Genomic DNA, 26,051 nt, shown 5'->3' with positions numbered 1-26,051 from the left:
GGGCGGGAGTTCCGCGTCCTCCTCCCACGCCGCCTCGACGGCCCGCCACCTGGGCGCACTCGGCATCGTGCCAGACCTCCGGCCCTGTGCCCGCCGTTACCGGACGGCCGACAGCGCCGCCGTCATGGCCTCGGGGCCGAGGACGAATCCCGGGTCGATCTGAGCCTTCAGATCCTCGCCGGTCGCCGAATTCGCCCAGGCATCGGCGTTCTTGAGATGGAACTCGATCGCCTGGCGAGTGAACTTCGGCCAGTCCTTCGGGCGGGCGTCGACCACCTCTCGCATGGCGGCGAGCATCCGTCGGTCGGGGCCGGCGAGGTCGGTCAGCGTGAAGGGCCGGCCCTGCTCCATCGCGCGAACCGCCCTGGAGTCCCCCACGCAGCCGAGCAACGCGTCACCGACCTGCTCACGCAGGAAGGCGACGTCCTCGGGGCCATCGACCTTGTTGCCGATGACCTTGAGGGCCACGTCGTAGTCGGCGGCGTAGTCGGTCCACTGCCGGTAGACGCTCACCCCCTTACGAGTTGGCTCGGCGACCAGGAACGTCAGGTCGAACCGGGTGAACATGCCGGACGCGAATGATTCGGCCCCGGCCGTGCAGTCGACGACGACGTACTCCGCGGGCCCGTCCACCAGATGGTTGAGGTAAAGCTCGACCGCGCCGGTCTTGGAGTGGTAGCACGCCACGCCGAGATCGTCGTCGGTGAACGGGCCGGTGACCATGAGCCGGGCCCCGGACGCCTCCACCGTCAGACCTGCGTGGATCGGATCGTCACCACCGATGCGCAGGAGCCGGGAGCCGTAGCCGGGCGGGGTGGTCTTGACCATCGCCGCGGCGGAGGAGATCCGCGGATTGGTCCCACGCAGGTATTCCTTGATCTCGGGCAGGCGTTCCCCCATCGCCGGGATCGCGGCGGCATCGAGCTCCTCCAGCCCGAGCGCCACCCCCAGATGCTGGTTGATATCGGCGTCGACGGCCACCACCGGAGCACCGGAAGCCGCCAGATACCGGACGAACAGCGATGACAGCGTCGTCTTTCCGCTTCCGCCCTTACCGACGAACGCGATTTTCATGAATCCCTCTCGTGCTCATGCCAGCTAGAGTGACAATGAGTGAACATATGCGCACTGAATGTTACATCGACATCACTGACGCAGCGCGCTGGCGCACCTGGAGAGCTTATCGGAATCGAAAACCGTTTTCAGTGGCTTTCCGGTAACGCCTACGCCACCGCACGCCCCCGGAAGGCGAGGTGGGCGCGACGGCACTTCCATCACCGCGCAACCACGGGAAGGGGGTCAGCGGCGCTCGCCCGCACAGTCGGGGCACAGGCCGAAGATCTCCACGGTGTGGTCAACGTCAGCGAAGCCGGCCTCGGTCGCGACGCGTTCGGCCCAGCGCTCGACCGCGCGTCCTTCGACCTCGACACTGCGCCCGCACGATCGGCAGGTGACGTGATGATGGTGGGCGCTGGTCTCGCAGCGGCGGTAGAGCGTCTCGCCGGTCTCGTCGCGGAGGGTGTCGACGGCGCCGTCCTCGCTGAGGACCTGGAGATGACGGTAGACCGTGGTCAGCCCGATGCGCTCGCCCCGGCGGCGCAACTCGGCGTGGATGTCCTGAGCGCTACTGAATCCCGGCAGGTCCGCCAGGACGTGGCTCAACGCCTCTGCCTGCCGTGTGCCCCGCACACGTGTCCCCCGGCCGGTGGCGGCGGGCCGCTGCTCAGGTCGGGAGGGCGAGTGCGAGGTCATGGTCGGTGCTCCGGCCGGTCGGGGTCTGGTCATCGGTCGCCTCTCGACCGTATCAACCTCCGAGTCCGTCGGGTCCGGTTCGCAGGCACGAGCCGCAGACGCCGTACACCTCCGCCTGGCGCGAGTCGGGTTCGAAGTCGACCTCGGCCGCGATGGCGTCCAGCCAGGCGCCGTCGTCGGCGGCCGGGTGCTCCTGGACGTCACCGCAACGGCGGCACACCAAGTGGTAGTGACGGCCGGGAGCGCACGGCCGGTACCGGGTCTCACCGTCGTGGATGAAGACGTGCAGGAGCCCGGCGTCGGCGAGCGCGGCCAGGGTGCGGTAGACCGTCGACATCCCGACGGAATGTCCCCGTCCGGCGAGTTCGACGTAGAGCTCGTGCGCGCCGATCGGGCGCCGCCGTCCATCGAGCGCTTCCAGCACCTGACGTCTGCGCCGGGTCGGGGACAGGCCTGCGGCGCGGAGCCGTGCGGACGGCTCATCGACGCCTCCACCGCCGGAACGGCCGACGGTGGCGAGGTGGGAGCGCATGCGCTGAGCGTACGGACATCTGCCGATATTGACAACCATTACCGTTATGGCGAACATGGGACCGGTTTTCATTAGCATGGCATCCCTCGAGGAGATACGTTGCGCACCCGATTCCCCCGGCCGGCCGTCCCCGTCGTCGCGGGTTGCCTGCTCGCCGCCGCGGCCTGCGGTTCGAGTTCCGCGAAAGACGCCGGCGCCTCGGCGAGCGGCGGCGAGAAGCTGAACGTGGTCGCCACGACCACCCAGGTCGCCGACTTCGCCCGCAACGTCGGCGGCGACAAGGTCAAGATCACCCAGCTCCTCAAACCCAACGTCGACCCGCACGACTACGAACCTTCACCCGCCGACGTCCAGGCCATCGCGCAGGCCGACGTGGTCCTGGAGAACGGCGTCGGCCTGGAGAGGTGGCTGGACCAGACGATCAAGTCCGCGGGCTTCCACGGCACGCTGGTCGACGCGAGCAAGGGCGTGGCCGTCCGCAAGGGCAACGGATCCGACGAGGAGGCCGCCGGTGACCCCCACATCTGGCACAACCCGAAGAACGCCGAGATCATGAGCCGCAACATCGCGACGGCGTTCGAGGGCAAGGACTCCGCCGACAAGGCGGCCTACGAGGCGAACCTCACCTCCTACACCACCAAGCTTGACCAGCTGGACTCCTGGATCGCCGGCCAGATCAACACGATCCCGGCCGATCAGCGCAAGCTGGTCACCAACCATGACGCGTTCGGCTACTACATCGACCGCTACCACCTGACGTTCGTCGGCTCGATCATCCCCAGCTTCGACACCTCCGCGGAACTGTCCGGCAAGCAGCTCAGCTCCCTGATCTCCAAGATCAAGTCGACCGGGGTCAAGGCGATCTTCTCCGAGTCCTCACTGCCGCCCAAGACCGCCGAGGCGATCGGGAAGCAGGCCGGGGTGAAGGTCGAGGCCGGCGAGGACTCCCTGTACGGCGACACGCTCGGGCCCGCCGGCTCGGCCGGAGCCACCTACCTCGACCTGGAACGGCACAACACCACCACCATCGTCACCGCGCTGAAGGGCTGAGCGTGAACACCGCCACCGATCCGCAGGTCCCGCCCCCGGCGCTGGACCTGGACGAGGTCAGCGTCGCCTACGGGCCCGCCGTCGCGCTGGAGAACATCGACGGCATGGTCGCACCCGGCGAGGCCGTCGCCCTGATCGGCCCGAACGGCGCCGGCAAGTCCACCCTCATCAAGGCGATTCTCGGCCTGGTCCCGCTCGCCGGAGGACGGATCACCGTCCTCGGCCGGCCTCCGGCCGCGGCGCGGCGCGACGTCGCCTACGTCCCCCAGGCCGACACCCTCGACCCGGAGTTCCCGATCTCGGTCGGGCAGGTCGTGCTGATGGGCCGCTACCGGCGCATCGGGTGGCTGCGCCGGGCGAAGGCCACCGACAAGGAGGCCGCCCGCCGCGCCCTGGAGCAAGTCGGCCTAGCCGACCGCGCCCGCCACCGGTTCGGCACCTTGTCGGGCGGGCAGCGCCAGCGCGTGCTGCTGGCCCGCGCCATCGCCGCCGAGCCTCGGCTGCTGTTGCTCGACGAGCCGTTCAACGGCGTCGACGCGGTCAGCGAACAGGCCCTGCTGGACGCCATCGCCCGGTTGAAGCAGGACGGCGCCGCGGTGGTGGTCTCCACCCACGACCTGACGCTGGCCCACCTGGCCTGTGAGGAGGTCTGCCTGCTCAACCGACGCCAGTACGGCTTCGGCCCCACGAACGCGACCCTCACTCCCCACCGGCTGCGCGCCACCTACGGTGGACACGCCCTCGAACTGCGCGGCGACCGCGTCATCGTCGCTCACTCCTGAGGCCGCGCCATGAACCAGATCCTCATCGAACCCTTCCGGTTCCCCTTCATGGCCCGGGCGCTCGCCGAACTGGCGATCCTCGGGGCACTGGCCGGCACTGTCGGCGTGCTCATCCTCCTGCGCCGCCTGGCCTTCATGACCGACGCCCTCACCCACACCGTCTTCCCCGGCGTCGTCATCGGCTACCTGCTGAGCGGCGAAGGGGGCATCTTCTGGGGCGCGCTCATCGCCGGCGCCGCGACCGCGGTGCTGCTGACCCTGCTCACCCGCCACCGCGCCGTCACCGAAGACGCCGCACTCGCGGTCCTGCTGACCACCTTCTTCGCCGTCGGCGTCGTTCTCGTCTCCCGGGAATCCGGCTACACGGCGGACCTGACGGCGTTCCTGTTCGGCCGGATCCTCACGGTCACCCCCGCCCAGCTGACCCAGACCCTCGCCGTGACCGCCCTGGTCATCGCCACGATGGTGATCCTGCGACGGCCGTTGCTCGCCCGGTCGTTCGACCCGGAGGGCGCCCGGGCGAGCGGATACCGGATCGGTCTGCTCGACCTTGCTACCAACACGATCGTCGCCCTGGTCGTCGTCGCCTCCGTACGCGCCGTCGGAACCGTCCTGGTCATCGCGCTGCTCATCGTGCCCGCCGCCGCGGCCCGCGTGGTGTCGGACCGGCTCGCGCTCATCGTTCCGATCGCCGCCGTCATCGGCGCCCTCGCCGGCTGGGCCGGACTCGCCGTCAGCTACGACGCCTCCATCCACCACGGGCTGCGGCTGGCCTCCGGCGGCACCGTCGTCCTCGTCCTCATCGCCTGTCACCTGATCGCGCTCGCTGCCGGGATGATCCGGCGACGGCCGCGCTCGGTGCGGAGAGCGGCATGACCGCCGTCGATCGTGCCATCCTCGAAGCCGTTCTCCTCGGCACGGTCGGCGGCCTGATCAGCGTACAGATCCTGCTGCGGCGGCTGCCGTTCTTCACCCTCGCCATGACGCACGCGACCTTCCCAGGCGTCGTGCTGGCCGCCATCGCCGGAGTCGACCTGTATGCCGGCGGCGGGCTGTTCGGCGTGCTCGTCGTGCTGGGCGTCCTGGCCCTGTCCCGCCGCCCCGGGCAGGGCACGACCACGGCGATCGGGATCGTGCTGTCGGCCGGGTTCGCGCTCGGCGTCGTCCTGCTGTCGGCGCGCGACGGGTTCTCCAAGGACCTGACCGCCTACACGGTCGGTCAGATCCTCACCGTCGGGACCGGCGACCTGACCGCCGTCGCGGTGGTCGGCGTCATCGTCCTAGCGCTCCTGTCCGTCGCGGGCCGGCAGCTCACGTTCCGGGCGTTCGACCCCGGCGGCTACGCCGCCGCCGGATACCGGCCAACCGCCATCGACATGGCGCTGCTGCTCACCGTCGAGGCCGTCATCATTGTCGCCGTACCCGCCGTCGGCGCGATCCTGGCCGTCGCCGTACTCGTCGCCCCGGCCGCCATCGCCCGCCTATGGACCCACGACGTCACCGCGATGACCGCCATCGCCGTGGCCTCGGGTATCGGCAGCGGGCTGGCCGGTGTTCTGATCTCCACCCGGTACGACGTCGCCACCGGAGGCGCCATCACCGTCGTCACCGGAACCCTCTTCGCGCTGTCCCTGGCGGCGACCACGACCTGGACCGCCGTCACCGGGTCACGACGCGGCCGCCGGCCGGCGGCGGATCGATCCGCTCCGGCCACCACCGGGCCGTCGCACCTCGAGGAGGTCGGATGAGCGCGCTTACCGAGCGGGCGCTGGCCGAGCTCCTCCTCACCGGCGGGGTCTGCGGGGTCCTCGGCGTTCAGGTCGTGCTGCGACGCCTGGCGTTCTTCACCGGGACCCTCGGCCACGTCACCTTCCTCGGCATCGTCGCAGCCGCCGTCGTGGGGGCCGACGTCAAGATCGGTTCCGGGATCGCGGCGGTGGGTGCCATCGTGGTGATGGGCCGCAGCGGCGTCGCGTCCCGATCGCATCACCAGCGCTCCGGTGTCATGATCAGCGGCGCGCTCGCGCTCGGCGTCGTGCTGATCTCCACCCGGCCGGGCTTCAGCAAGGACCTGAGCGCCGCCCTCGTCGGATCACCCCTCACCGCCGGAATCGGCGACATCACCGTGTCGGCGATCACCGCCGTCCTCGTCACCGTCACGCTCACGCTCGCACACAAGGAACTGGTGCTCGCCGCGTTCGACCCCGCCGTGACGCGGGCGCTCGGGTACCCCACCCGGCTCATCGACGGCGGCCTGCTGACCCTTCTCGCGATGACCGTGGTGACCGCCGTACCGGCCGTCGGCGCGACGCTACCCCTGGCGCTGCTGGTCGGCCCCGCCGCCTCGGCCCTGCTGTGGACCCGCCGCATCATCCCGCCACGCTCCTCGGCGCGGCCGGCGGCGCTGCCGGGCTGGCCGTGTCCCTGCACTACCGCGTCGCGACCGCCGCCGGCACCGCCGTCATCTGCGGTGCCCTGTTCATCGTCGCGGCCACCACCACCCTCGTCGGCCGCGCACGGCGGCCGGACTTCGCAGACCGGCCACAGGTCTGTGACGCCACCGCTACCTGACCAGACCGTCCGACCGATCTACCGTCCAGGCGACCCATCTATCCGACAGGAGAACCCATGTCGCTCACCGTGTCCCCCGAACTCCTCCAGGACGCCCAGCGCGGCGACGTCGACGACGCCGCGTTCGTCGACTGCATCCGCACCTCCCTGCCCTACGGCTGGCAGGTCGTCACCGGCCTCGTCGACCAGCTGCGGGACAACGGGGGCGAGTTCGCCGACAACCAGACCCCGCCGCCCGACGAGACCGCCCGCGGCCAGCTCCTGCGGATGATGGCCAGCGACGCCATGCGCGCCGCCCTGGAGAACCACTTCGGCGTACGCCTGGCGTTCCAGAACTGCCACCGCGTCGCCGTCTTCCGCCCCGGCGCCGACCGCGCCTACCGGCAGTTCATCACCGCCCGCGCCCAGATCCTCAACCAGAAGCCCGAGCTGGTCGACTGCTGACACAACGGTGGGCCGCCCGCGGAATGCGGGCGGGTAGGGGGGGCGCCCCACCCCATGACACCTCCTCAGACGCCGATCACCGGCGTGCGTCGTCTCGGGCGTGAGGACCTGCCTCCGGTGGCCGAGCCGGCGGTGTAGCCGTTGCTCTAGTAGACGAAGCCGGTGCACCATGGCTGGCCCGCACAGTCCGGAGCCGACGCCCTTGTAGTCCCACAGAATCTTCCCGGTGGCCGCGTTCGCGGCGTGCATGCGACCGAACGTCGAACCTCCGTACACGACGCCGTTGGCGCGTAAGTCAGGGGCGCCTTGTCATGTCCTTTGGAGGGATCGGAGCCTGCCGCAGGAGTGTGCCGGTGGCCTCGTCCAGGGCCGACACGGCGTCAGGTCCGGCGCTGCGGCCCTGGTTGAACTCGCACGACCGCCAACGGATGCAGGGAACTGGCGTCCGGGTTCGTCGTACTTCGGCTGCGAGATAACCCTGCCAGGAGGCCGGCCGCCGGCGCCGCGGAGCTCGCCCGGCGGGCCGAGAACGTGTCGCGGAGCGAGCCCGCCGTCACCGTGCGCCCGAACCAGGGACGTCACACGATCGTTCGCCGTCGGCGCGTCCAACGTCACGGTGGCCGACGCCAGCCGGTAAGGGCGAGAGGGCGTCCGCTATTTCTTCGGCATCTCCCAGCGCGGCGACATCGTGGACGTTACCGGGACGACCCGCAGGTTCGCCGACGAGCCGAACGCCGACGACTGGAAGTTCTGGACGCGGTCGTGGCGGCAGTGGCTCGCCGACAGCGCGTTGCACTGATCTCCGTTTGACTTAGAGCGCGCTCTAAGGGCCAATCTGATCCCATGGAGAAGAGAAGACTGGGCACACAGGGACTCGAAGTGTCGGCGCTCGGCCTGGGCTGCATGGGAATGACCTGGGCGTACGGTCAGGGCGACGAGACCGAGTCCATCGCGACGATCCACCGGGCGCTGGACCTCGGCTGCGACTTCTTCGACACCGCCGAGGTCTACGGACCCTGGACCAACGAGGAGCTCCTCGGCCGGGCGCTGCGCGGCCGCCGTGACGAGGCGGTCATCGCCACGAAGTTCGGCTGGGACCTGGACGAGAACGGCGAGCGCCGCGGGCTGAACAGCCGCCCCGAGCACATCAAGGAGGTGCTCGAGCAGCAGCTGCGGCGGCTCGGCACCGACCACGTCGACCTGCTCTACCAGCACCGGGTCGACTCCGACGTGCCGATCGAGGACGTCGCCGGCGCCGTCGGCGAGCTCGTCCAGCAGGGCAAGGTCCGCTTCTTCGGCCTGTCCGAGGCCGGCGCGCAGACGATCCGCCGAGCGCACGCGACGTTCCCCGTGTCGGCCCTGCAGTCGGAGTACTCGCTGTGGGAGCGGGGCATCGAGGACGAGATCCTCCCGGCCGTCCGCGAGCTGGGCATCGGCCTCGTGCCCTACTCCCCGCTCGGCCGCGGCTTCCTCACCGGCGACGTCCGCCGCGCCGAGGACTACCCGGAGGACGACTACCGCCGCACCGATCCGCGTTTCCAGGGCGCCAACTACGACGCCAATGTCCAGGCCGCCGAGGCCGTCCGCGCGATGGCCGCGGGCAAGGGCGCGACGGCGGGCCAGCTGGCCCTCGCCTGGCTGCTGCACCAGGGCGAGGACGTCGTGCCGATCCCCGGCACGAAGCGCCGCGCCCGGCTGGAGGAGAACCTCGCGGCGGCCGAGATCCGGCTCACCGAGGCGGAGCTGGCCGAGCTGGAGCTGCCGGTGGCGGGCGCCCGCTACCCCGAGCAGATGCTGCACCTGACCGGCCGCTGAGCGGCTGACGGCTCGAAGCGCCGTCGCCGAAACCTCGCCTGATGTCGGGCCCTACGGGTCAGCGGGCGCGGTAGTGGCGGCGGAGCGCGACGCCGGCGGCGACCCCCCCGGCGAGCGCGCCCGCCCCGGCCGCGGTCGGCAGCGCGACCATGGTCACCTTGCGGCCGGTGCGGAAGTCGTGCACCGGCCAGCCGTGTTCGCGGGCGTGCTCGCGCAGGTCGGCGTCGGGGTTGACGGCGTGCGGATGACCGACCGTGGTGAGCATCGGCAGGTCGTTGTAGGAGTCGCTGTAGGCCGAGCACCGGGACAGGTCCAGGCCCTCGCGCTTGGCGAGCGCCCGCACGGCGCCCGCCTTGGCCGGGCCGTGCAGGAGATGACCGACGAGCCGACCGGTGTAGACGCCGTTCTCGGTCTCGGCGACGGTGCCGAGGGCACCGGTCAGGCCGAGCCGGTGGGAGATGATCCGGGCCAGCTCGACCGGCGTGGCGGTGACCAGCCAGACCTGCTGGCCGGCGTCCAGGTGCTTCAACGCGAGGGCGCGGGTGCCGTGCCAGATGCGATCCGCGAGCTTGTCGTCATAGATCTCCTCGCAGAGGCTGACGAGCTCGCTGACGCTGCGCCCGGCCACGAAGGCGAGGGCGGCCTCGCGGGCGGTGCTGATGTGGTCGGCGTTCTCCGAGCCGCGCATCCGGAAGGCCGCCTGGCCCAGCGCGAACAGCGCCAGGTCGCGGACGGTGAACAGCTTCCGGGAGGCGAGCCCGCGCGCGAAGTGGTAGATGGAGGCGCCGCGGATCAGGGTGTTGTCGACGTCGAAGAAGGCCGCCGCGCTGGGATCGGGGACCGGGGGAGTCGCGTCCACCACCGCGGCGGCGGCCGCGGCGGCCTCGCCCGCCAGCTCCGCGTCGTCGGAGGCGTCATGCCTTGGCCAGAACCGCATGAGACGAGCGTAACCAGTTTTGATCAGTGGTAACCGAGAGGGAGCGTCAGTGTCCCCTCCGCACCCGCTCCTGACCGGTCAGCGGATGTCGCGGGGAACGACCCGTGCGAGGGAGCGTACGGCGCGGTGCTGGAGCGCCTTGATCGCGCCGCTGTTCTTGCCCATCACCGTGGCGGTCTCCGCGACCGACAGGCCGTGCAGGAACCGCAGGACGACGCACTCCCGCTGCTCCGACCCCAGGGCGCGGACCGCCGAGAACAGCGCCCGGTGGGTCCAGGCGTCCAGGACGACGCGCTCGGGGCCCTCCTCCCAGCGGTCCTCCTCGTCGGGCTCCGCCGTGCAGATCTCCAGGCGGTACCGGCTGGACTTGAAGTGGTCCAGGACGAGGTTGCGGGCGATGGTGACGAGCCAGGCGCCGAAGTCCTTGCCCTGCCAGGTGAACACGCTCATCCGGCGCAGCGCCCGCAGGAACGTCTCGCTGGTCAGGTCCTCGGCGAGCGGGTGGGCGCCGACCCGGTAGTAGACGTAGCGGTAGACGAGGTCGACGTACCGGTCGTACAGGGCGGCGAACGCGTCGGACTCGCCGGCGCGGGCGCGGAGCACCAGGTCGCGCAGCTCATCCTGATCGCCGACCGGGGTCAGTGCGGCCGGCCCCTTGGGTGGCGCGGGCGGCAGGTCGAGGGCGGCCGGTCCTTTGGACGGCGCGGGCGACGGGTCGAGGGCGGCCGGTCCCCTGGGCGACATGGGCGGGGGGTCGAGGGCGAGGCTGCGCATCCGGTACTCCTCGGTGCTGATCGGCCACCGGGTGTGTCGAAACATGCTAGATACCGACGAGTAACTGGTGCAATGGTGACGGATGATGAATCCCGCGTGATATCCGCGCGGCCGGTGCGTAGCGCCTTCCGGCGCGGACCGGGGGATCCGTTACCTGTCCGCTCCGGAGATCGGGCACCATTGGGGCGATGGTGAACGTCGTGGTGGCGCTTGTGGCGACCCTCGCCGCCTTCGGGTGCGCGGGGCTGCTCGGCATGCGCGCGTTCCCCGAGCGGCGGATCCACCTGTTCCTGTGGACGTTCACCCTGGCCGTGCTCGGCCTCGCGCTCGGCGCGATGACCATCGGCTACGCCGCGGGCTTCTCGCCCGCGCTGCTGCGGTGCGTCACGCTGTTCGGCGCGCTGCTGGCGCCGTTCAGCCTCGCGCTGGGAGTCGTCGAACTGGTCGCGCGCACGGTCCAGGCGCGGTTCGCGGCGCGGCTCATCGCCGGCTCGTACGTCGTCGTGGCCGTGGTCATCATCCTGCTCGACCCGATCATCGGCACGTTCGGTAAGAGCCTGCCGGAGGCGGCGGGTCACTACTCCTCGCTGCCCAAGTTGGTGGTGAACGGGGCGCACGTCTTCGCGGTCGTGGCCCTCGTCTCGTGCGTGGCGGTCACCGCGATGCGCGGCAACAAGCGCGACAAGCAGGCGACCGAGATCATGCTGACCGTGGCGATGGTCGCCTTCGCGGGCGTCCTCCTCGTCACCGCCACCCGTGGCTTCCTGCCCGGTCCGCTGGCGCCGCTGGCGCTCGGCGGCGCCGTCGCCCTGACCTGGTTCGGCGTCTCACGTGTCCTGCCGAAGCAGGCCGGAGACGACGAAGACGATGAAGAAGCGGAGCCGTACGACGAGATGTCCAACTACGCAGGGCAGCCTCCCCTTGGCCGGCCGTCCGGTCCGCCGCCGCAGGCCCCGTCCGCGCCGGGCCACCAGACCGGCGGGCAGTACCCCGCCCAGCCGTCGTTCGCGCCGCAGGCGGCCGTGTCCGGTCCGGTCCCGTTCCCGATCGGGCAGTACGGCCGGATCACGATGTACACGCTGCACGACGGGCGTCAGGAGGCGTTCGACCGGCTGGCCGCCGAGGTCACCCGCGCGGTGATCGAGCGCGAGCCGGGCACGCTCGTGTACGCCTGCCACTCCGTCGACAGCGCTCCGCTGCAGCGGATCTTCTATCAGCTCTTCCGCGACGCCGCCGCGGTGGAGAACCACACCCGGCAGCCGCACGTGCAGCGGTTCGCGGGCGAGGTGCGCGCGCACGTGGCGAGCACGAACGTCATCGAGCTGACCGCGACGGCCGCGAAGGTCGCGCCGCCCGCCGACGTCCAGCGCCCGCAGGAGCCGCAGCGGCCTTCGTACGACCAGCCGCGCCCGCAGGACCCGCACCGGCCCGCGTACGACGCGCAGCGCCCGCAGGAGCCGCAGCGACCGGCTTACGACGCGCAGCGCCCGCAGGAGCCGCAGCGGCCCGCGTACGAGCCCCAGCGCCCCCAGGAACCGCAGCGCGCCCCGTACGACCCCTCCCGGCAGCCCGCGGGGCACCGGCCCAACGACATGACGGGCCCGCGCCCGGTGCAGCGGCCCGCGCAGGACCCGAACCGCCCGCCGCACAACGTCACCGGCCCGCGGCCGATCCAGCAGCCGCCGAACGGCCGGCCGCCCCACCAGCCGAACCCCCCCGGACGCTGGCCCCATGGCTGACACCCCTCGTGTCCTGCTGCTCGGCAAGCCGGGCTGTCACCTGTGCGACGACGCGCGCGAGATCATCGCGCGGGTGTGCGGCGACCTCGGTGTCGGCTGGGAGGAGCGGGACATCACCGCGTCCGAGGAGGACACCCGGCTCTACTGGGAGCAGATCCCGGTGACCTTCGTGGACGGCGTCCAGCACGACTTCTGGCGGGTCGACGAGCGGCGCCTGCGCGCCGCCCTCGGCGCCTGACCGGCGTGTCAATGTCTTTTCCGTCACATCGGGCGCCGGTTCGAGGCGGCTGGTGGGGGACGCCCGAGCGCGCGGGAGGCCCTGCTGAGCTGGGGCCGAGGACCGGACGAAGATCGGTTTCGCGTGGCCGGGCGGGCGTACGGGAATGAGCACCGACTTTGTGCGTGCGTTCACAAAGGCTTAATCTGAGGAAAGTCCAGGCGACCGGGCCGGCGGGCGACTCAGGACCGGCCGCGCGTCGAGTCCCGAAGAGCAGGCTTGTGACCCGTCGATCCACCCTCGGTGCGCGGAACCGGGGCATTCCCGAGGCGACCGTCGCCAGACTGCCGGTCTATCTCCGCGCCTTGCACACGCTCGCGGAACGCGGCGTCGTCACCGTCTCCTCGGAGGAGCTCGCCGCCGCGGCGGGCGTCAACTCGGCCAAGCTCCGCAAGGACCTGTCCCACCTCGGGTCGTACGGCACCCGGGGCGTCGGATACGAGGTGCAGTACCTCGTTTACCAGATCTCCCGCGAACTGGGCCTCACGCAGGACTGGTCGGTCGCCATCGTCGGCCTCGGTAACCTCGGCCGCGCCCTCGCGGGGTACGGCGGGTTCGCCTCGCGCGGGTTCCGGATGTCGGCCCTGCTCGACGCGGACCCGGCCATCGTCGGGGACCGCATCAACGGCCTGACCGTCGAGCACATCGACAAGCTGGAGCAGGTGATCACGGACTGCGGGATCTCCATCGCGGTCCTGGCCGTGCCGGCCTCGGCGGCCCAGGCGGTGTGCGACCGCGTGGTGGCGAGCGGCGTGACGAGCATCCTGAACTTCGCCCCGGTCGTCCTGACTGTGCCAGATGGGGTGGATGTGCGTAAGGTCGACTTGTCGATCGAGCTTCAGATCCTCGCGTTCCACGAACAGCGCAAGGCCGGCGGTCCCGGCGGCGTGGAACAGGAGTATCTCGAAGCGGTGGACGGCTCATGAGCCGAGCGGACGTGACGACACGGCCGTCCTGCTGCTCGGGGCCGTGGGGTGAGGGACGGGAGCACCAGTGAGCATTCTCGTGGTCGGGCTGAGCCATCGCAGCGCCCCGGTCGCCCTTCTGGAGCGCGCGGCGGTGACCGGAGAGCGTCTGGTCAAGCTGCTGCACGACGTCCACGGATCGCCGAACGTCAGCGGAGCCGTCGTCGTCTCCACCTGCAACCGCATCGAAGTGTACGCCGACGTGGACAAGTTCCACGCGGGCGTCTCCGCGATCTCCGAACTGCTCTCCCGGCACTCGGACGTGCCGCTGGGCGAGTTGTCCCGCCACCTGTACGTCCACTACGAGGAACGTGCGGTCCAGCACGTCTTCTCCGTGGCCTGCGGCCTGGACTCCATGGTCATCGGCGAGGGCCAGATCGCCGGTCAGCTCCGCACCGCCCTCAAGCTCGCCCAGAAGTACGGCACCGTCGACCGGGCGCTGAACGAGGCCATCCAGCAGGCACTGCGCGTCGGCAAGCGGGCGCGGAACGAGACCGGCATCGACCGGGCGGGCGCCTCGCTCGTCAGCGTCGGCCTGAGTCGCGCCGGTTCCCTCGAAGGCCGGCGCGCGCTCGTGGTGGGCGCCGGCTCGATGAGCTCGCTCGCCGCCGCGACCCTCGCCCGCGAGGGCATCGGCGAGATCGTCATCGCCAACCGCACGTACGAGCGCGGCGTGCGCCTGGCCGGGGCGACCGACGCCCCGGCGCGGGCGATCCGCCTGGAGGACCTGCGGGAGGCCATCGCGGAGGCGGACATCGTCGTCTCGTGCACCGGGGCCACCGGCCTCGTGATCACCCCGGACATGGTCCAGGGCCCGGTCTTCCTGCTCGACCTCGCCCTCCCGCACGACGTCGACCGGGCCGTCCGTGACCTGCCCGGCGTCACCCTCGTGGGCCTCGACGATCTCAGCACCGCCGATGACGCGCCGGCCGAGGCCGACACCGACGCCGTCCGGCGGATCGTGTGCGAGGAGGTCAAGGCCTTCCAGCTCGGCCTCGTCGCGGCGACGGTCGCCCCTACCGTGGTCGCGCTGCGCAGCAAGGCCGCGGAGGTCGTCGAGGCCGAGCTCGGCCGGCTCGGCGGCCGGCTGCCCGGACTCGACGACAAGGCGCGGACGGAGATCGCCCAGACCGTACGCCGGGTGGTCGACAAACTGCTGCACGCCCCGACCGTGCGCGTGAAGGAGCTCGCGGCCTCCCCGGGCGGCGACGCGTACGCCGACGCGCTGCGCGAACTCTTCGACCTCGACCCCAAGGCCCCGGAAGCGGTCATCCGGGCGGAGGATGTCCAGTGAACTCGACTCTCAAGCTCGGCACCCGCCGCAGCCTGATGGCCATGACGCAGTCCGGTCTGGTGGCCGACGCGCTGACCGCCCGTACCGGCCGGCCGGTCGAGCTCGTCGGCGTGACCACCGAGGGCGACGTCTCCAAGGCGCAGCTGGCCCAGATCGGCGGCACCGGCGTGTTCGTCAACGGGCTGCGCGAGCGGCTCCTCGCCGGGGAGATCGACTTCGCGGTGCACTCGCTGAAGGACCTGCCCACCGGGCCGGCCGAGGGCATCGCCCTCGCCGCCGTCCCCGAGCGCGACGATCCGCGCGACGCCCTGTGCGGCCCGGCCAAGCTGGCCGACCTGCGGCCCGGCGCCCGGGTCGGCACCGGCTCGCCGCGCCGCGTCGCGCAGCTGCGGGCACTGCGGCACGACCTCGACGTCGTGCCGATCCGCGGCAACGCCGACACGCGTCTGCGGAAGGTCACCGACGGCGAGGTGGACGCGGTGGTGCTGGCGTACGCCGGGCTGAACCGGATCGGCCGGCTGGAGGCCGTCTCGGAGATCTTCGAGCCCGACCAGATGCTGCCCGCGCCGGGCCAGGGCGCGCTGGCGGTGGAGTGCCGGGCCGACCGCGAGGATCTCATCGAGCTCCTCGCCACCCTCGACCACGCCCCGACCAGGGCGGTCGTCACCGCTGAGCGGACGCTTCTGGGCACGCTGGAGGCGGGCTGCTCGGCTCCCGTGGGCGCATACGCTTCATGGGAAGAGCAAATCGTGCATCTGACCGGGGTCGTTGTCGGGTATGACGGTGAACGGCAGATTCGGTTGTCGGTAAGCGGTCCCTCGGACGATTCCGAGCGTCTGGGGCGCGATCTCGCGCTCAGGATGCTCGCGGAGGGGGCCGACCAGTTGATGGGGGAGAGCACATCTTGAGCCCCGCGAGCAAGAACGCCGCACACGACGAGGGCGAGGCCCCCACGATGGACGAGACGACGCCCGCCGCACGGCAGGGCCGGGTCGCCTTCGTCGGCGTCGGCCCGGGCGATCCGGAGCTCCTGACGCTCCGGGCGGCCAGGATCCTCGGCGACGCGGACGTCATCGTGGTCCACGAGGCTTTGGCGCCGCCGTACCACGCGCACTTCAACCCCGCCGCCGACGTGGTCGGCCCGGCGGGCGTGAACCTCGCGAGCCTGGCCCGGTCGGGCAAGGTCGTCGCGCGGGTCTTCGCCGGCGACCCCGGCGTGGGCTGCGGCGTCGCCGAGGACGCGAAGGCCTGCGCCAAGGCGAAGATCCCGTTCGAGATCGTCCCGGGCGTCTCGTCGGTCATCGGCGTTCCCGGCTACGCCGGCATCCCGCTGACGGACGGCAAGCACCGCGAGGTGACGATCGTCGACGCCCAGGAGGGCGGGATCGACTGGACGGCCCACAGCGGCGCGGCGACCCTCGTGATCCTCGGCGTCGAGAACACCATCGGCGAGGTCGCCAAGGGCCTCATGGCCGCCGGCCGGTCCGACACGACGCCGGTGGCGGTCACCTCGATGGGCACGACCACCGAGCAGTACACCGTCGACTCGACGCTGGCCAAGGTCGCCTCCGACACCAAGCACCTGGAGTCCCCGGCACTGCTGGTCGTCGGCGACGTCGTCCGCTGGCGCGACAAGCTGTCGTGGTTCGAGACCAAGCCGCTGTTCGGCTGGCGGGTGCTGGTGCCCCGCACCAAGGAGCAGGCCGCGTCGCTGTCGGACCAGCTCCGCTCGTACGGCGCCGTCCCCGACGAGGTGCCGACCATCTCGGTGGAGCCCCCGCGCACGCCGCAGCAGATGGAACGTGCCGTTCGGGGCCTCGTGACCGGCCGCTACGAGTGGGTGGTCTTCACCTCCACCAACGCCGTGCGCGCCGTACGCGAGCGGTTCGAGCAGTACGGCCTGGACGCCCGCGCGTTCGCCGGCCTGAAGGTCGCGGCCGTCGGCGAGCAGACCGCCGCCGCGCTCGTGGAGTTCGGCGTCAAGCCCGACCTCATGCCGAAGGGGCAGCAGTCCTCCGAGGGGCTCGTCGAGGTCTGGCCGCCGTACGACAAGGACCTCGACCCGATCAACCGGGTGCTGCTGCCGCGCGCCGACATCGCCACCGAGACCCTCGTCGCCGGGCTCACCGAGCTGGGCTGGGAGTGCGACGACGTGACCGCCTACCGCACCGTGCGCGCGGCGCCGCCGCCCGCGCCGATCCGTGAGGCGATCAAGGGCGGTGGGTTCGACGCGGTGCTGTTCACCTCGTCCTCCACGGTCCGCAACCTGATCGGCATCGCCGGCAAGCCGCACAACGTCACGGTCATCGCGTGCATCGGCCCGCAGACCGCGCGGACGGCGGAGGAGTACGGCCTGCGCGTCGACGTGATGGCGGACAAACCGTCCGTCAGCGCCCTCGCCGAGGCCCTCGCGGAGTACGGTGCGAAGCGGCGCGCCGCGCAGATCGAGGCCGGCGACCCCCTCCGCAAGCCGAGTGAGATGCGCCGCGGGGCCCGCCGGCGCAAGTGACCATCTGAAGGAAGGTCTTCCGTGACCGCGCAGTTCCCCGTCGTACGTTCCCGGCGGCTCCGCCGCACCCCCGCGCTGCGGCGGCTGGTCGCCGAGACCCGCCTCCACCCGAGCGACCTGGTGCTGCCGCTGTTCGTTAAGGAGGGCATCACCGAGCCGCAGCCGATCGCGTCGATGCCCGGCGTCCTCCAGCACACCCGGGACTCGCTGCGCAAGGCGGCGCACGAGGCGGTCGAGGCCGGTGTCGGCGGGCTGATCCTCTTCGGCATCCCGGCGGTCAAGGACGGCCGCGGCTCCGCCGCCGACGACCCGGCGGGCATCGTGCAGAAGGCCCTGCGCGACCTGTCCGCCGACCTCGGCGACTCCACGGTGCTCATCGCCGACCTGTGCCTGGACGAGTACACCGACCACGGGCACTGCGGCATCCTGACGAACGACGGCGAGGTCGACAACGACGCGACCCTGGAGCGCTACGCCTCCATCGCCGTCGCCCAGGCCGCGGCGGGCGTCGACGTCGTCGCTCCGAGCGGCATGATGGACGGCCAGGTCGCCGCGATCCGTACCGCCCTCGACGAGGCCGGCTACGGCAACGTCGCGATCATGGCGTACGCCGTGAAGTACGCCTCGGCGTTCTACGGCCCGTTCCGGGACGCCGCCGAGTGCGCGCCGCAGTTCGGTGACCGGTCCGCCTACCAGCAGGACCCGTCCAACGCCGAGGAGTCGATGCGGGAGGCGCTGCTGGACCTGGACGAGGGCGCCGACTTCGTCATGGTCAAGCCCGCGCTGACCTACCTCGACATCGTCCGGCGGGTGCGCGACACGGTGCACGTCCCGGTCGCCGCCTACCAGGTCAGCGGCGAGTACGCCATGGTCGAGGCCGCCGCCGCGCAGGGCTGGATCGACCGCGAGCGGATCATCATGGAGACGCTGACCTCCGTCCGCCGCGCGGGCGCCGACATCGTCCTCACCTACTGGGCGACGGAGGTCGCCCGCTCCCTGCGCGACTGATCCGGCCCCTCACCTCCGCTCTAGCAGGTCACGGCTTCGCCGCTATTCGGGGGTTCCCGCAACTCGGGAAACAGCGGCGCGCCATCATCGAAAGAGGAGCGGAGGGGGAGCAGGATGCTGGATGTAACAGCGAAGCGAACGAACAGGTCGGCCGGCCGCCGCAAGACGGGCGAGTCGGCCAGGCGCGAGCGCATGGCGGCCGCCGTACAGGAGTACGCCGCCCTGGGCTGGCCCTGTTATCCGGGTGAACATCCGGCGACCGACGGCATGCGGGCGTGTTCCTGCGACCGGATCGGCTGTCCGTCGCCCGCGGCGCATCCGCGGTCCCAGGTGTGGCAGCGGCAGGCCACGGTCGACGCCGACGCCCTGGGACGCTGGTGGGCGGGGGACCCGGAGGCGAACATCGTCCTGCCGACGGGGCGGGTCTTCGACGTCTTCGACGTGCCCGCCGGGGTGGGCCGCGCGGCCCTGGAGCGGATGGAGCGCGAGGGCGTGCAGGTCGGCCCGGTGGCCGCGCACGGCGACGAGCGCTACCTGTTCTTCGTCGCCACCCGTGGCGCGCCCGTCGACGAGGACGAGTGGTGGTCCTGCCACCTCGACACCGTCCCGGAGACGATCGCCGACAACCCCGGCATGCGCTGGCACTGCCGGGACAGCTACGTCATCGCGCCGCCGTCGGTGCTGCCGTTCGACCGCGCGGTGACCTGGGTCAGGGAGCCGTACGGCGTGCCGCTGCCGGACCCGGTGCGGCTACTGGAGATCCTGGCCGACGACGCCGAATGACGTCTGGAAGACTCGTGGGGTGACTTCCACGAAACGTTCCGAAGAACTCTTCGACCGGGCCGGTGTGGTCATTCCGGGCGGCGTGAACTCCCCGGTGCGCGCCTTCGGGGCCGTGGGCGGCACCCCGCGGTTCATGGCCTCGGCCCGTGGCCCGTACCTCGTCGACGCCGACGGCAACGAGTACGTCGACCTGATCTGCTCGTGGGGCCCGATGATCCTCGGGCACGCCCACCCGCAGGTCGTCGAGGCGGTGCACCACGCCATCGAGCGCGGCACGTCGTACGGCGCGCCGACGGAGGGCGAGGTCCTGCTCGCCGAGGAGATGGTCGAGCGGACGCCGATCGACAAGGTCCGCCTGGTCAGCTCCGGCACCGAGGCGACCATGTCGGCGATCCGGCTGGCGCGCGGTTTCACCGAGCGCCCGAAGATCGTGAAGTTCGCCGGCTGCTACCACGGCCACTCCGACGCGCTGCTGGCCGCGGCGGGGTCCGGCGTCGTGACGTTCGGCCTGCCCGACTCGCCGGGCGTCACCGGCGCGGCCACCGCCGACACGATCGTGCTGCGCTACAACGACATCGCCGCCGTCGAGGAGACGTTCGGCGAGTACGGCCACGAGATCGCCTGCGTCATCACCGAGGCGTGCCCGGCGAACATGGGCATCGTCCCGCCGACCCAGGACTTCAACGCCGCGCTCAAGCGGATCTGCGAGCGCTACGGCGCCCTGCTCATCATCGACGAGGTGCTGACCGGCTTCCGCGTCTCCCCCTCCGGCTGGTACGGCCTGGAGGGCGTCGCCGGCGACCTGTACACCTTCGGCAAGGTGATGGGCGGTGGCCTGCCCGCGGCGGCGTTCGGCGGCCGCGCCGACGTCATGGACCGCCTGGCCCCCGCGGGCCCGGTGTACCAGGCGGGCACGCTGTCCGGTAACCCGCTGGCCACCGCCGCCGGCCTGGCCACGCTCCGCGCCGCCACCGACGAGGTGTACGCGCGGATCGACCACGCCGCGACCGTCGTCGCCCAGGCCGCGACGGAGGCCCTGTCGAAGGAGGGCGTCCCGCACCGGCTGCAGACCGCGGGCAACCTGTTCTCGATCTTCTTCGCCGATGACACCGTGCTGGACTTCGAGCAGGCCCAGCGGCAGAACACCCGCAAGTACGCGGCGTTCTTCCACACGGCCCTGGACCACGGCGTCTACCTGCCCCCGTCGGCGTACGAGGCGTGGTTCCTGTCCGCCGCCCACGACGACACGGCCCTGGAACGCATCGCCGAGGCCCTGCCCCACGCCGCGCGAGCCGCCGCCGAAGCCGTGTAGCCGCCGTGGCACGTTCCCGCCGAGACTCTTCGTCGTCATCACCGCGAAGAGTCTCGGCGTCGTAGAACGGCCCAGGTCCGATTAGGCCTGCGGTCCCATCTGGGATTGAGCCGCCGGACTCTGGAGGGCGGGTGCCGGCGGCACCATCATGAGTGGCTTGATTTCAGCCGTTCCGGCTGATCCCCGAGCCTGCTTGATGGAGGAGATACGTGAAGCGTCGATCGATGGCCGTCGCCGCGGCGGTGCTGGGCCTGTCCGCCACGCTGATGACCGCCGGGCCGGCCTCGGCCGCGGCGAAGAGCATCCCGTGGACGAAGACAACCGATTCCTCCCCGGGCGGCAGGGCCCAGTTCAACGCGAACAACAATTACTTCGGCGTCTGCGACATCGAAAGTGACGGCTGGGACGTTTTCGCGCGCGTCTACTACCTCGGCTACCGGTACGGGGAGAAGCAGTGGCTCTCGCCGGGTGTCGTCCAGGACACGAAGAACGACAAGCACTGCCACTCCAAGAAGTTCGGTGACATCCGCAATGGCACGCAGGTGAAGTTCGTGGTCTGCCTGCACAAGATCAAGAGCGGCCAGGAGGTCATCAAGTACTGCCGGACCAGCCGCAAGGGCAAGGCGTAACCGCCATCGGGCCCGTTCCCGCCGGGACTCCTCGTCGTCGGCACGGCGAAGAGTCCCGGCGCCAGGGACGTCAGGCGCCGGGGGCCAGGGCTTCCAGGATCTCCTCGGCGCGGGCGGTGGCGGCGCTCGGTTCGGCGTCGGGGCTGCCGACCAGGGGATCCCAGTTGAGGTCGTAGAACAGCTCGGTGACGCCCTGCTCGGCGAGCCAGGCGGTGTCCTCGCGGATCTGGTCGTACGAACCGGACAGGCGCAGGCGCTTTCCGGCGTCGTAGGTGGCCTCCTCGCCCACGCGTACGACGCCGCGGACGACGACGCGGACCGCGTCGGGGTCCTTGCCGGCCTCTTCGGCGGCCCGCCGGACGGTGGCGATCTGCTCGTGGATGCGGGATAGGTCGGTGGCGCTGCGGCTGAGCCACCCCTCCGCGATGCGGCCCGCGCGCTTCAGCGCGGCCTCGGCCACGCCGCCGAGCAGCACCGGCGGGTGCGGTTTCTGCACCGGTTTGGGGGCCTGACGGCTCGGCGGGATCGTGTAGAACTCACCGGCGAACTCGCTGACCTCGTCCTCCCACAGCGTGCGCAGCGCCGCGACGAACTCCTCGGCGCGCGCGCCGCGCCGTTCCTCCGACGTGCCGCTGGCGACGAACTCCTCGCGCTGCCAGCCGGCGCCGAGGCCGAGCTCGAAGCGCCCGTTGGACAGCACGTCCAGGGTCGCGGCCTCCTTGGCGAGGTAGACGGGCGTGACGAACGGGAAGTTGACCAGCGAGACGCCGAGGCGGATCCGGGACGTGCGGGCGGCGGCGTACGCGAGCGTGACCAGCGGGTCCAGCACGCTGCGGTACACCGGGGCCAGGGCGTCCTTCTCGGCCGGGGTCAGCAGGCGGTGGAACGTCCACAGCGAGGCGTACCCGAGGTCCTCCGCGCGCTCCGCGAAGTGACCGATGTTCCGTGGGGTGGCCCATGCCCCCGACACCGGGGCGCCGAATCCGATCCTCATGATTCCGATTTTCGCAGCCGTTCGAGCGCCGTGGTGAGCGAGGCGGCGGTCGGTGGCCGCAGCGGCGACCGTACGGCGGCGTCGGCGATCAGGCCGCGCTCGGCGAGCACCGCCTTGATGACGCTGGGGGAGGGCTCGGCGAACAGGGCGTTCACCAGGGGCAGCAGCGCGTTGTGCAGATCGAGGGCGCGGGTGGCGTCCCCGTCCCGTACGGCGTCGGCCATGGCGGCGAAGGCGGCCGGGGCGACGTTCGCCGAGGCGGTGATGCCGCCGGTGGCGCCGAGCTGCAGCAGCGGGTACAGGAACGCGTCGTCCCCGCCGAGCACGCCCCGGCCCTCGGCGAGCAGGGTCAGGGTGTCCGCGTCGATCGCGCCCGCGCAGTGCTTGATTCCGGCGACGTACGGGGCGGCGAGCAGGTCGAGGAGCGTCTCGGCGCGGAGGGTCTTCCCCGTGCGGTACGGGACGTTGTAGACGATCAGCGGTACCCCGGCCGCCGTGCCGATCGCCGCGAAGTGGTCCAGGACGCCCTCGTCGGTGGGGCGGAGGTAGTACGGCACGACGGCGAGGAGCAGGTCCGCGTCGGCGGCGCGGTCGATCGCCTGTCGGACGGACTCGTCGGTGCCGATCGTCCCCACGCCGACGGTGAGCGGCGTTCCGTACGCCTCACTGATCTTCCGGCAGGTCGCGACGACCGTACGCCGTTCGTCGCCGGTGAGCAGCGGGGCCTCGCCCGTGGTGGCGAGCACGACCAGCCCGGCCGCGCCCTCGGCGAGGACGTGGTGGGCGAGACGTTCGAGGGAGGGGACGTCGAGGGCGCCGTCCGGCCCGAAGGGCGTGACGAGCGGAACGTGGATCCCGTGCGGCATGGAGGTCATCTCTCGGCGAGTGCGGCGGCCGGGGCGTCGGAGCGGGGGAGGACGGGGACCGTACGGCGGCGGAGGGCGCCGAGGGCGACGCCGCCGACGATGAGGACGCCGGCGACCACGTCGGGGACCGTGACGCGCTCGCCGAGCAGGAGCGCGGCCGAGGAGACGCCGAACAGCGGCACCAGCAGCGAGTAGATCGCGACCTGACCGGCGTCGTACCGGCGCAGCAGCCATCCCCACAGGCCGAACCCGACGAGGGTCGACAGGTACGCGATGTAGGCGAGCGCGCCCAGGCCGCCGGCCGAGAGGTGCGCCAGCGCGTGCAGGTCCGCCCGCGGCCCCTCAAAGATCAGGGAGAGCGCGAGCAGCGGCAGCGGCGGGACCAGGCTGACCCAGACCATGAAGCCGAACATGTCCGGCGGCTGCGCCTTCCGCATGCCGATGTTGGCCAGCCCCCACATGCCCGCCGCGCCGAGGCACAGCACGAACGCCGACATCGGTCCGCCCTGGCCCAGCGACGCGGCGATCACCGCGATTCCGGTGAAGGCCACGAGCATGCCCGCCGCCTGCGCCCGGCGCATGCGCTCACCGAGCATCGGCACGGCGAAGGCGGCGGTGAACAGCGCCTGGGTCTGCAGCACGAGCGACGACAGCCCGGCCGGCATCCCCAGGTGCATGGCGATGAACAGCAGGCCGAACTGCCCGACCCCGAGCGGCAGTCCGACGAGCGCCATCCGCCGCCAGGGGATCACGGGCCGCCGTACGAACAGGACCGCCGGGAACGCCGCCGCCACGAACCGCAGGGCCGCGAACAGCAGCGGCGGCAGCGCGCCGAGGCCCACATGGATGATGACGAAGTTCAATCCCCAGATCGCGGCGATCAGCACCGCGATCGCGATGTCGCGAGGTCTCATGACTCTGATCGTCACGTCCCTCACTCTTTAGGACAAGCGAATGTTCCTTAAGGTGTTCGTGTAGCATGCCTTCATGCTCGACCTGGAGCGGCTTCGCGCCCTCAACGCCGTGGCCACCTACGGATCCGTCAGCGCGGCGGCCGAGGTCCTCCACGTCACGACCTCCGCCGTCTCCCAGCAGGTCGCCAAGCTGGAGCGGGAGACCGGCCAGAAGCTCCTGGAGCGAAACGGCCGGGGAGTCCGCCTCACCGACGCCGCCGCCCTCCTCGCCGCACACGCCGAGCGCATCCTCGCCATGGTCGAGGCGGCGGAATCCGACCTGGAGGCCCACCGGGGTGCCGCCGTCGGCGAGCTCGCCGTCGCGGCGTTCCCCACCGCGGCGCGCGGCCTGATGCCCGGTGCCCTCAGCCGGCTCGCCGAGGAGCATCCCCGCCTCACGGTCACGCTGCGCGAACAGGAACCGCACTCCACCGTGCCCCTCGCCGTACGCGGCGAGATCGACCTGGGCATCGTCCAGGACTGGTTCAACGTGCCGCTCGCCATCCCGGACGGCCTCGTCAAGGCGCCGCTGGTCGACGACGTCGCGGACGTCGCCCTCCCCGCCGGCCACCCGCTCGCCGACCGGGAGGTCATCGACCTGGCCGACCTGCGCGGGGAGGCGTGGATCGCCCAGTCGGTCGGCGCGATCTGCCGTGACTGGCTGGAGCACACGCTCCGCAGCGCAGGCCTGGAACCGCGCGTCAGCCACACCGCCGACGAGTACGCCACGCAGCTCGCCCTCGTCGCGGCCGGACTGGGCAGCGCGATCCTGCCGCGCCTGGGCCGCTGCGACGTTCCGCCCGGTGTCCGCATCGTCCCGGTGCGCCCGGCCCTGACCCGGCACGTGTACGGCATCTGGCGCGCCGAGGCGGCCCGCCGCCCGGCCATCCGCGCGGCCGTCGCCGCCCTCCGCGCCGCCGCCGTGGACCTGGGGATCGGGCCCAACGCTCGGGGAGGGGCACGGAGCGCCACGCCAGGGTGACGCGGCGTCTCAGCCCTTGATGAAGTCGAGCAGGTCGGCGTTGAGTTCGTCCTGGTGGCTGACGAAGATGCCGTGCCCGGCGGTCGGGTACTCCTTGTAGACGGTGCCCGGGATGATCTCGGCGGTACGTCGGCCGGTGACGTCCACCGGCGCCGAGAAGTCCGCCGCGCCGTGGATGACGAGCGTGGGGATGGTGATCTCGCGCAGTCCCGCGCGATGGTCGGCGTGGAACAGCGCCTCCTGGAACTTCAGCACCGCCCACGGCGAGGTGGCCTCGCACTCCCGGAGCATCCAGGCGATGAGCGCGGGGGACACCGCCGGGCCGAGGTGGGTGGCGAAGAAGACCTGGGCCTGGTCGGCGAGCCACTTCGGCCGGTCGGCGCGAATCTTGGCCTGGGTGGCCTCGAAGAGGGCCTCCGGGATGCCGGCCGGATTGTCCGCCGTCTGCTTCATGAAGGGCAGCATCGCGGAGATGAACACCGCGCGGGCGACGCGCTCCTCGCCGTGCCGGGCGAGGTAGCGGGCGACCTCGCCGCCTCCCATGGAGTGGCCGACGAGGGTGACGTCCCGCAGGTCGAGGTGCTCGATCAGCGCGGCCAGGTCGTCGGCGGTGGTGTCCAGGTCGTATCCGCCGGAGGGCCGGTCCGAGCGCCCGTGGCCCCGCCGGTCCAGCGCCACGCAGCGGTATCCCCGCTCGACGAAGAAGGGGACCTGGTACTCCCACATGTCGGTGCTCAGCATGCAGCTGGCGACGAAGACGATCGCAGGGCCCTGGCCGTAGTCCTCGTAGGCCAGGCGGGTTCCGTCAGTGGTCTCGAAGAACATGGAATCGCTCCTTGATCAGTCTTTCGTGGTCCGACGCCTTGAATCCTGCCGGTGCCGGGGAACGGGGTCGATTACGTCGGAGGTAAGAGACGGCGCTACGCGCGCCGCCGCGAGGAGGATCTCGCGACCTCGGCGCCAGCCCTGATCGGCTCGTCCCCCGAACCCGGGCCTGACGAAAGTGAGGGGTCGGCGGTGCCGATGGTGCGATGCCGCACCGGCCCGCCGGTCCCTAAGTTCTCACCCACCGAGAACGACCGG

27 protein-coding genes and 1 pseudogene are annotated in these 26,051 nt (G+C 71.5%); 19 read left to right on the top strand and 9 right to left on the bottom strand.

Translation table 11 applies throughout. From position 1 onward, the window contains the following. Positions 1-96 precede the first annotated feature (96 nt). The 3 genes from NE235_RS14000 to NE235_RS13990 all read right to left on the bottom strand — a co-directional run bounded on the left by NE235_RS14000 (position 97) and on the right by NE235_RS13990 (position 2,284). Positions 97-1,074, bottom strand: coding sequence for an ATP-binding protein (locus NE235_RS14000; RefSeq protein ID WP_252802711.1), 978 nt, complete (start codon positions 1,072-1,074; stop codon positions 97-99). A 225-nt stretch (positions 1,075-1,299) separates the two neighbouring features. Then, the gene (locus tag NE235_RS13995) at positions 1,300-1,785 is read right to left on the bottom strand and encodes a Fur family transcriptional regulator (protein ID WP_308206071.1); all 486 of its coding nucleotides are present in this window, start codon (positions 1,783-1,785) and stop codon (positions 1,300-1,302) included. A 19-nt stretch (positions 1,786-1,804) separates the two neighbouring features. Then, complete coding sequence (locus NE235_RS13990; RefSeq protein ID WP_252802709.1) at positions 1,805-2,284, bottom strand: Fur family transcriptional regulator; 480 nt, start codon at positions 2,282-2,284, stop codon at positions 1,805-1,807. 99 nt (positions 2,285-2,383) lie between these two features. Here NE235_RS13990 and NE235_RS13985 point away from each other — a divergent pair, with 99 nt between their 5' ends. The 8 genes and pseudogenes from NE235_RS13985 (at position 2,384) to NE235_RS13950 (ending at position 8,946) form a co-directional block, all read left to right on the top strand. After that, positions 2,384-3,334 (top strand): metal ABC transporter substrate-binding protein, encoded by a 951-nt coding sequence (locus NE235_RS13985; protein ID WP_252802708.1) that lies wholly within the window; start codon positions 2,384-2,386, stop codon positions 3,332-3,334. A 2-nt stretch (positions 3,335-3,336) separates the two neighbouring features. Beyond that, positions 3,337-4,116 (top strand): metal ABC transporter ATP-binding protein, encoded by a 780-nt coding sequence (locus tag NE235_RS13980; protein WP_252802706.1) that lies wholly within the window; start codon positions 3,337-3,339, stop codon positions 4,114-4,116. Between the two features lie 9 nt (positions 4,117-4,125). Then, positions 4,126-4,992 carry a metal ABC transporter permease gene (locus tag NE235_RS13975; protein WP_252802704.1) on the top strand — a complete coding sequence of 289 codons (867 nt, stop codon included), beginning with the start codon at positions 4,126-4,128 and terminating at the stop codon, positions 4,990-4,992. Further along, complete coding sequence (locus NE235_RS13970; protein ID WP_252802702.1) at positions 4,989-5,864, top strand: metal ABC transporter permease; 876 nt, start codon at positions 4,989-4,991, stop codon at positions 5,862-5,864. The genes NE235_RS13975 and NE235_RS13970 overlap by 4 nt, the downstream gene beginning before the upstream one ends. Next, positions 5,861-6,424, top strand: a pseudogene (locus NE235_RS38670) (metal ABC transporter permease); the annotation flags it as partial. The gene NE235_RS13970 and the pseudogene NE235_RS38670, both read left to right, overlap by 4 nt. A 47-nt stretch (positions 6,425-6,471) precedes the next feature. Beyond that, on the top strand, positions 6,472-6,687 hold the full coding sequence (locus tag NE235_RS13960) for a hypothetical protein (RefSeq protein ID WP_252802698.1): 216 nt from the start codon (positions 6,472-6,474) through the stop codon (positions 6,685-6,687). 57 nt (positions 6,688-6,744) lie between these two features. Then, on the top strand, positions 6,745-7,131 hold the full coding sequence (locus tag NE235_RS13955) for an SCO5389 family protein (RefSeq protein WP_252802696.1): 387 nt from the start codon (positions 6,745-6,747) through the stop codon (positions 7,129-7,131). Positions 7,132-7,974: 843 nt separating this feature from the next. Continuing rightward, entirely contained in the window at positions 7,975-8,946 is a 972-nt protein-coding gene (locus tag NE235_RS13950; RefSeq protein ID WP_252802694.1) for an aldo/keto reductase, read from the top strand. Between the two features lie 58 nt (positions 8,947-9,004). On the opposite strand, the gene NE235_RS13945 is transcribed toward NE235_RS13950, so the two are convergent. Beyond that, the gene (locus NE235_RS13945; RefSeq protein WP_252802692.1) at positions 9,005-9,883 is read right to left on the bottom strand and encodes an HAD family hydrolase; all 879 of its coding nucleotides are present in this window, start codon (positions 9,881-9,883) and stop codon (positions 9,005-9,007) included. A 78-nt stretch (positions 9,884-9,961) separates the two neighbouring features. After that, positions 9,962-10,702 carry a sigma-70 family RNA polymerase sigma factor gene (locus tag NE235_RS13940; protein ID WP_252802690.1) on the bottom strand — a complete coding sequence of 247 codons (741 nt, stop codon included), beginning with the start codon at positions 10,700-10,702 and terminating at the stop codon, positions 9,962-9,964. 143 nt (positions 10,703-10,845) lie between these two features. Here NE235_RS13940 and NE235_RS13935 point away from each other — a divergent pair, with 143 nt between their 5' ends. The 10 genes from NE235_RS13935 to NE235_RS13890 all read left to right on the top strand — a co-directional run bounded on the left by NE235_RS13935 (position 10,846) and on the right by NE235_RS13890 (position 21,173). Continuing rightward, positions 10,846-12,396: an antibiotic biosynthesis monooxygenase gene (locus NE235_RS13935; RefSeq protein ID WP_252802688.1), complete on the top strand. Its 1,551-nt coding sequence runs from the start codon at positions 10,846-10,848 to the stop codon at positions 12,394-12,396. Continuing rightward, a complete protein-coding gene (locus tag NE235_RS13930; protein ID WP_252802686.1) occupies positions 12,389-12,634 on the top strand; it encodes a glutaredoxin family protein in 246 nt (81 codons plus the stop codon). Before NE235_RS13935 ends, NE235_RS13930 begins: the two co-directional genes overlap by 8 nt. A 260-nt stretch (positions 12,635-12,894) precedes the next feature. After that, positions 12,895-13,599 (top strand): redox-sensing transcriptional repressor Rex, encoded by a 705-nt coding sequence (locus tag NE235_RS13925; protein WP_252802684.1) that lies wholly within the window; start codon positions 12,895-12,897, stop codon positions 13,597-13,599. A 67-nt stretch (positions 13,600-13,666) separates the two neighbouring features. Continuing rightward, positions 13,667-14,932, top strand: coding sequence for a glutamyl-tRNA reductase (locus tag NE235_RS13920; RefSeq protein ID WP_252802682.1), 1,266 nt, complete (start codon positions 13,667-13,669; stop codon positions 14,930-14,932). Beyond that, positions 14,929-15,840: a hydroxymethylbilane synthase gene (gene hemC / locus NE235_RS13915; protein ID WP_406567573.1), complete on the top strand. Its 912-nt coding sequence runs from the start codon at positions 14,929-14,931 to the stop codon at positions 15,838-15,840. The genes NE235_RS13920 and hemC overlap by 4 nt, the downstream gene beginning before the upstream one ends. Before the next feature lie 47 nt (positions 15,841-15,887). After that, entirely contained in the window at positions 15,888-17,441 is a 1,554-nt protein-coding gene (locus tag NE235_RS13910; RefSeq protein WP_252803123.1) for a bifunctional uroporphyrinogen-III C-methyltransferase/uroporphyrinogen-III synthase, read from the top strand. A 21-nt stretch (positions 17,442-17,462) separates the two neighbouring features. Continuing rightward, positions 17,463-18,449, top strand: a complete 987-nt coding sequence (gene hemB / locus NE235_RS13905; RefSeq protein WP_252802680.1) for a porphobilinogen synthase — start codon at positions 17,463-17,465, stop codon at positions 18,447-18,449. Between the two features lie 114 nt (positions 18,450-18,563). Continuing rightward, positions 18,564-19,232, top strand: coding sequence for a bifunctional DNA primase/polymerase (locus NE235_RS13900; protein WP_252802677.1), 669 nt, complete (start codon positions 18,564-18,566; stop codon positions 19,230-19,232). Positions 19,233-19,251: 19 nt separating this feature from the next. Beyond that, complete coding sequence (hemL, locus tag NE235_RS13895) at positions 19,252-20,544, top strand: glutamate-1-semialdehyde 2,1-aminomutase (protein ID WP_252802675.1); 1,293 nt, start codon at positions 19,252-19,254, stop codon at positions 20,542-20,544. A 209-nt stretch (positions 20,545-20,753) separates the two neighbouring features. Beyond that, complete coding sequence (locus NE235_RS13890) at positions 20,754-21,173, top strand: hypothetical protein (protein WP_252802673.1); 420 nt, start codon at positions 20,754-20,756, stop codon at positions 21,171-21,173. Positions 21,174-21,243: 70 nt separating this feature from the next. Here NE235_RS13890 and NE235_RS13885 read toward each other — a convergent pair whose 3' ends face one another. From NE235_RS13885 to NE235_RS13875, 3 genes are read right to left on the bottom strand one after another with little or no spacing between them, the layout of a single operon-like run. Then, positions 21,244-22,167, bottom strand: a complete 924-nt coding sequence (locus NE235_RS13885) for a TIGR03619 family F420-dependent LLM class oxidoreductase (protein ID WP_252802671.1) — start codon at positions 22,165-22,167, stop codon at positions 21,244-21,246. Beyond that, a complete protein-coding gene (locus tag NE235_RS13880) occupies positions 22,164-23,033 on the bottom strand; it encodes a dihydrodipicolinate synthase family protein (RefSeq protein ID WP_252802669.1) in 870 nt (289 codons plus the stop codon). Before NE235_RS13880 ends, NE235_RS13885 begins: the two co-directional genes overlap by 4 nt. A gap of 5 nt (positions 23,034-23,038) precedes the next feature. Next, positions 23,039-23,947 carry an EamA family transporter gene (locus tag NE235_RS13875; RefSeq protein WP_252802667.1) on the bottom strand — a complete coding sequence of 303 codons (909 nt, stop codon included), beginning with the start codon at positions 23,945-23,947 and terminating at the stop codon, positions 23,039-23,041. Positions 23,948-24,020: 73 nt separating this feature from the next. Here NE235_RS13875 and NE235_RS13870 point away from each other — a divergent pair, with 73 nt between their 5' ends. After that, entirely contained in the window at positions 24,021-24,968 is a 948-nt protein-coding gene (locus NE235_RS13870; RefSeq protein ID WP_252802665.1) for a LysR family transcriptional regulator, read from the top strand. Between the two features lie 9 nt (positions 24,969-24,977). Here the strand turns inward: NE235_RS13870 and NE235_RS13865 are convergent, their stop codons facing one another. Continuing rightward, positions 24,978-25,793: an alpha/beta fold hydrolase gene (locus tag NE235_RS13865; RefSeq protein ID WP_252802664.1), complete on the bottom strand. Its 816-nt coding sequence runs from the start codon at positions 25,791-25,793 to the stop codon at positions 24,978-24,980. Positions 25,794-26,051 lie beyond the last annotated feature (258 nt).

Origin of the sequence: Actinoallomurus spadix (assembly GCF_024055725.1) — a bacterium.
Lineage (GTDB): Bacteria > Actinomycetota > Actinomycetes > Streptosporangiales > Streptosporangiaceae > Actinoallomurus > Actinoallomurus spadix.
Note: the sequence above shows the minus strand (reverse complement) of the source record. Positions and strands in the feature narration are given on the sequence as shown.

Excerpts from the sequence above, each read along its gene's own strand:
- NE235_RS13930 (WP_252802686.1), top strand. The coding sequence starts at position 12,389 with ATGGCTGACACCCCTCGTGTCCTGCTGCTCGGCAAGCCGGGCTGTCAC.
- NE235_RS13940 (WP_252802690.1), bottom strand. The coding sequence starts at position 10,702 with ATGTTTCGACACACCCGGTGGCCGATCAGCACCGAGGAGTACCGGATG.
- NE235_RS13975 (WP_252802704.1), top strand. The coding sequence starts at position 4,126 with ATGAACCAGATCCTCATCGAACCCTTCCGGTTCCCCTTCATGGCCCGG.
- NE235_RS13935 (WP_252802688.1), top strand. The coding sequence starts at position 10,846 with ATGGTGAACGTCGTGGTGGCGCTTGTGGCGACCCTCGCCGCCTTCGGG.
- NE235_RS13875 (WP_252802667.1), bottom strand. The coding sequence starts at position 23,947 with ATGAGACCTCGCGACATCGCGATCGCGGTGCTGATCGCCGCGATCTGG.
- NE235_RS13955 (WP_252802696.1), top strand. The coding sequence starts at position 6,745 with ATGTCGCTCACCGTGTCCCCCGAACTCCTCCAGGACGCCCAGCGCGGC.
- NE235_RS13910 (WP_252803123.1), top strand. The coding sequence starts at position 15,888 with ATGGACGAGACGACGCCCGCCGCACGGCAGGGCCGGGTCGCCTTCGTC.
- NE235_RS13870 (WP_252802665.1), top strand. The coding sequence starts at position 24,021 with ATGCTCGACCTGGAGCGGCTTCGCGCCCTCAACGCCGTGGCCACCTAC.
- NE235_RS13880 (WP_252802669.1), bottom strand. The coding sequence starts at position 23,033 with ATGCCGCACGGGATCCACGTTCCGCTCGTCACGCCCTTCGGGCCGGAC.
- NE235_RS13865 (WP_252802664.1), bottom strand. The coding sequence starts at position 25,793 with ATGTTCTTCGAGACCACTGACGGAACCCGCCTGGCCTACGAGGACTAC.
- NE235_RS13995 (WP_308206071.1), bottom strand. The coding sequence starts at position 1,785 with ATGACCAGACCCCGACCGGCCGGAGCACCGACCATGACCTCGCACTCG.
- NE235_RS13885 (WP_252802671.1), bottom strand. The coding sequence starts at position 22,167 with ATGAGGATCGGATTCGGCGCCCCGGTGTCGGGGGCATGGGCCACCCCA.
- NE235_RS14000 (WP_252802711.1), bottom strand. The coding sequence starts at position 1,074 with ATGAAAATCGCGTTCGTCGGTAAGGGCGGAAGCGGAAAGACGACGCTG.
- NE235_RS13900 (WP_252802677.1), top strand. The coding sequence starts at position 18,564 with ATGCTGGATGTAACAGCGAAGCGAACGAACAGGTCGGCCGGCCGCCGC.
- NE235_RS13945 (WP_252802692.1), bottom strand. The coding sequence starts at position 9,883 with ATGCGGTTCTGGCCAAGGCATGACGCCTCCGACGACGCGGAGCTGGCG.
- NE235_RS13950 (WP_252802694.1), top strand. The coding sequence starts at position 7,975 with ATGGAGAAGAGAAGACTGGGCACACAGGGACTCGAAGTGTCGGCGCTC.
- NE235_RS13990 (WP_252802709.1), bottom strand. The coding sequence starts at position 2,284 with ATGCGCTCCCACCTCGCCACCGTCGGCCGTTCCGGCGGTGGAGGCGTC.
- NE235_RS13970 (WP_252802702.1), top strand. The coding sequence starts at position 4,989 with ATGACCGCCGTCGATCGTGCCATCCTCGAAGCCGTTCTCCTCGGCACG.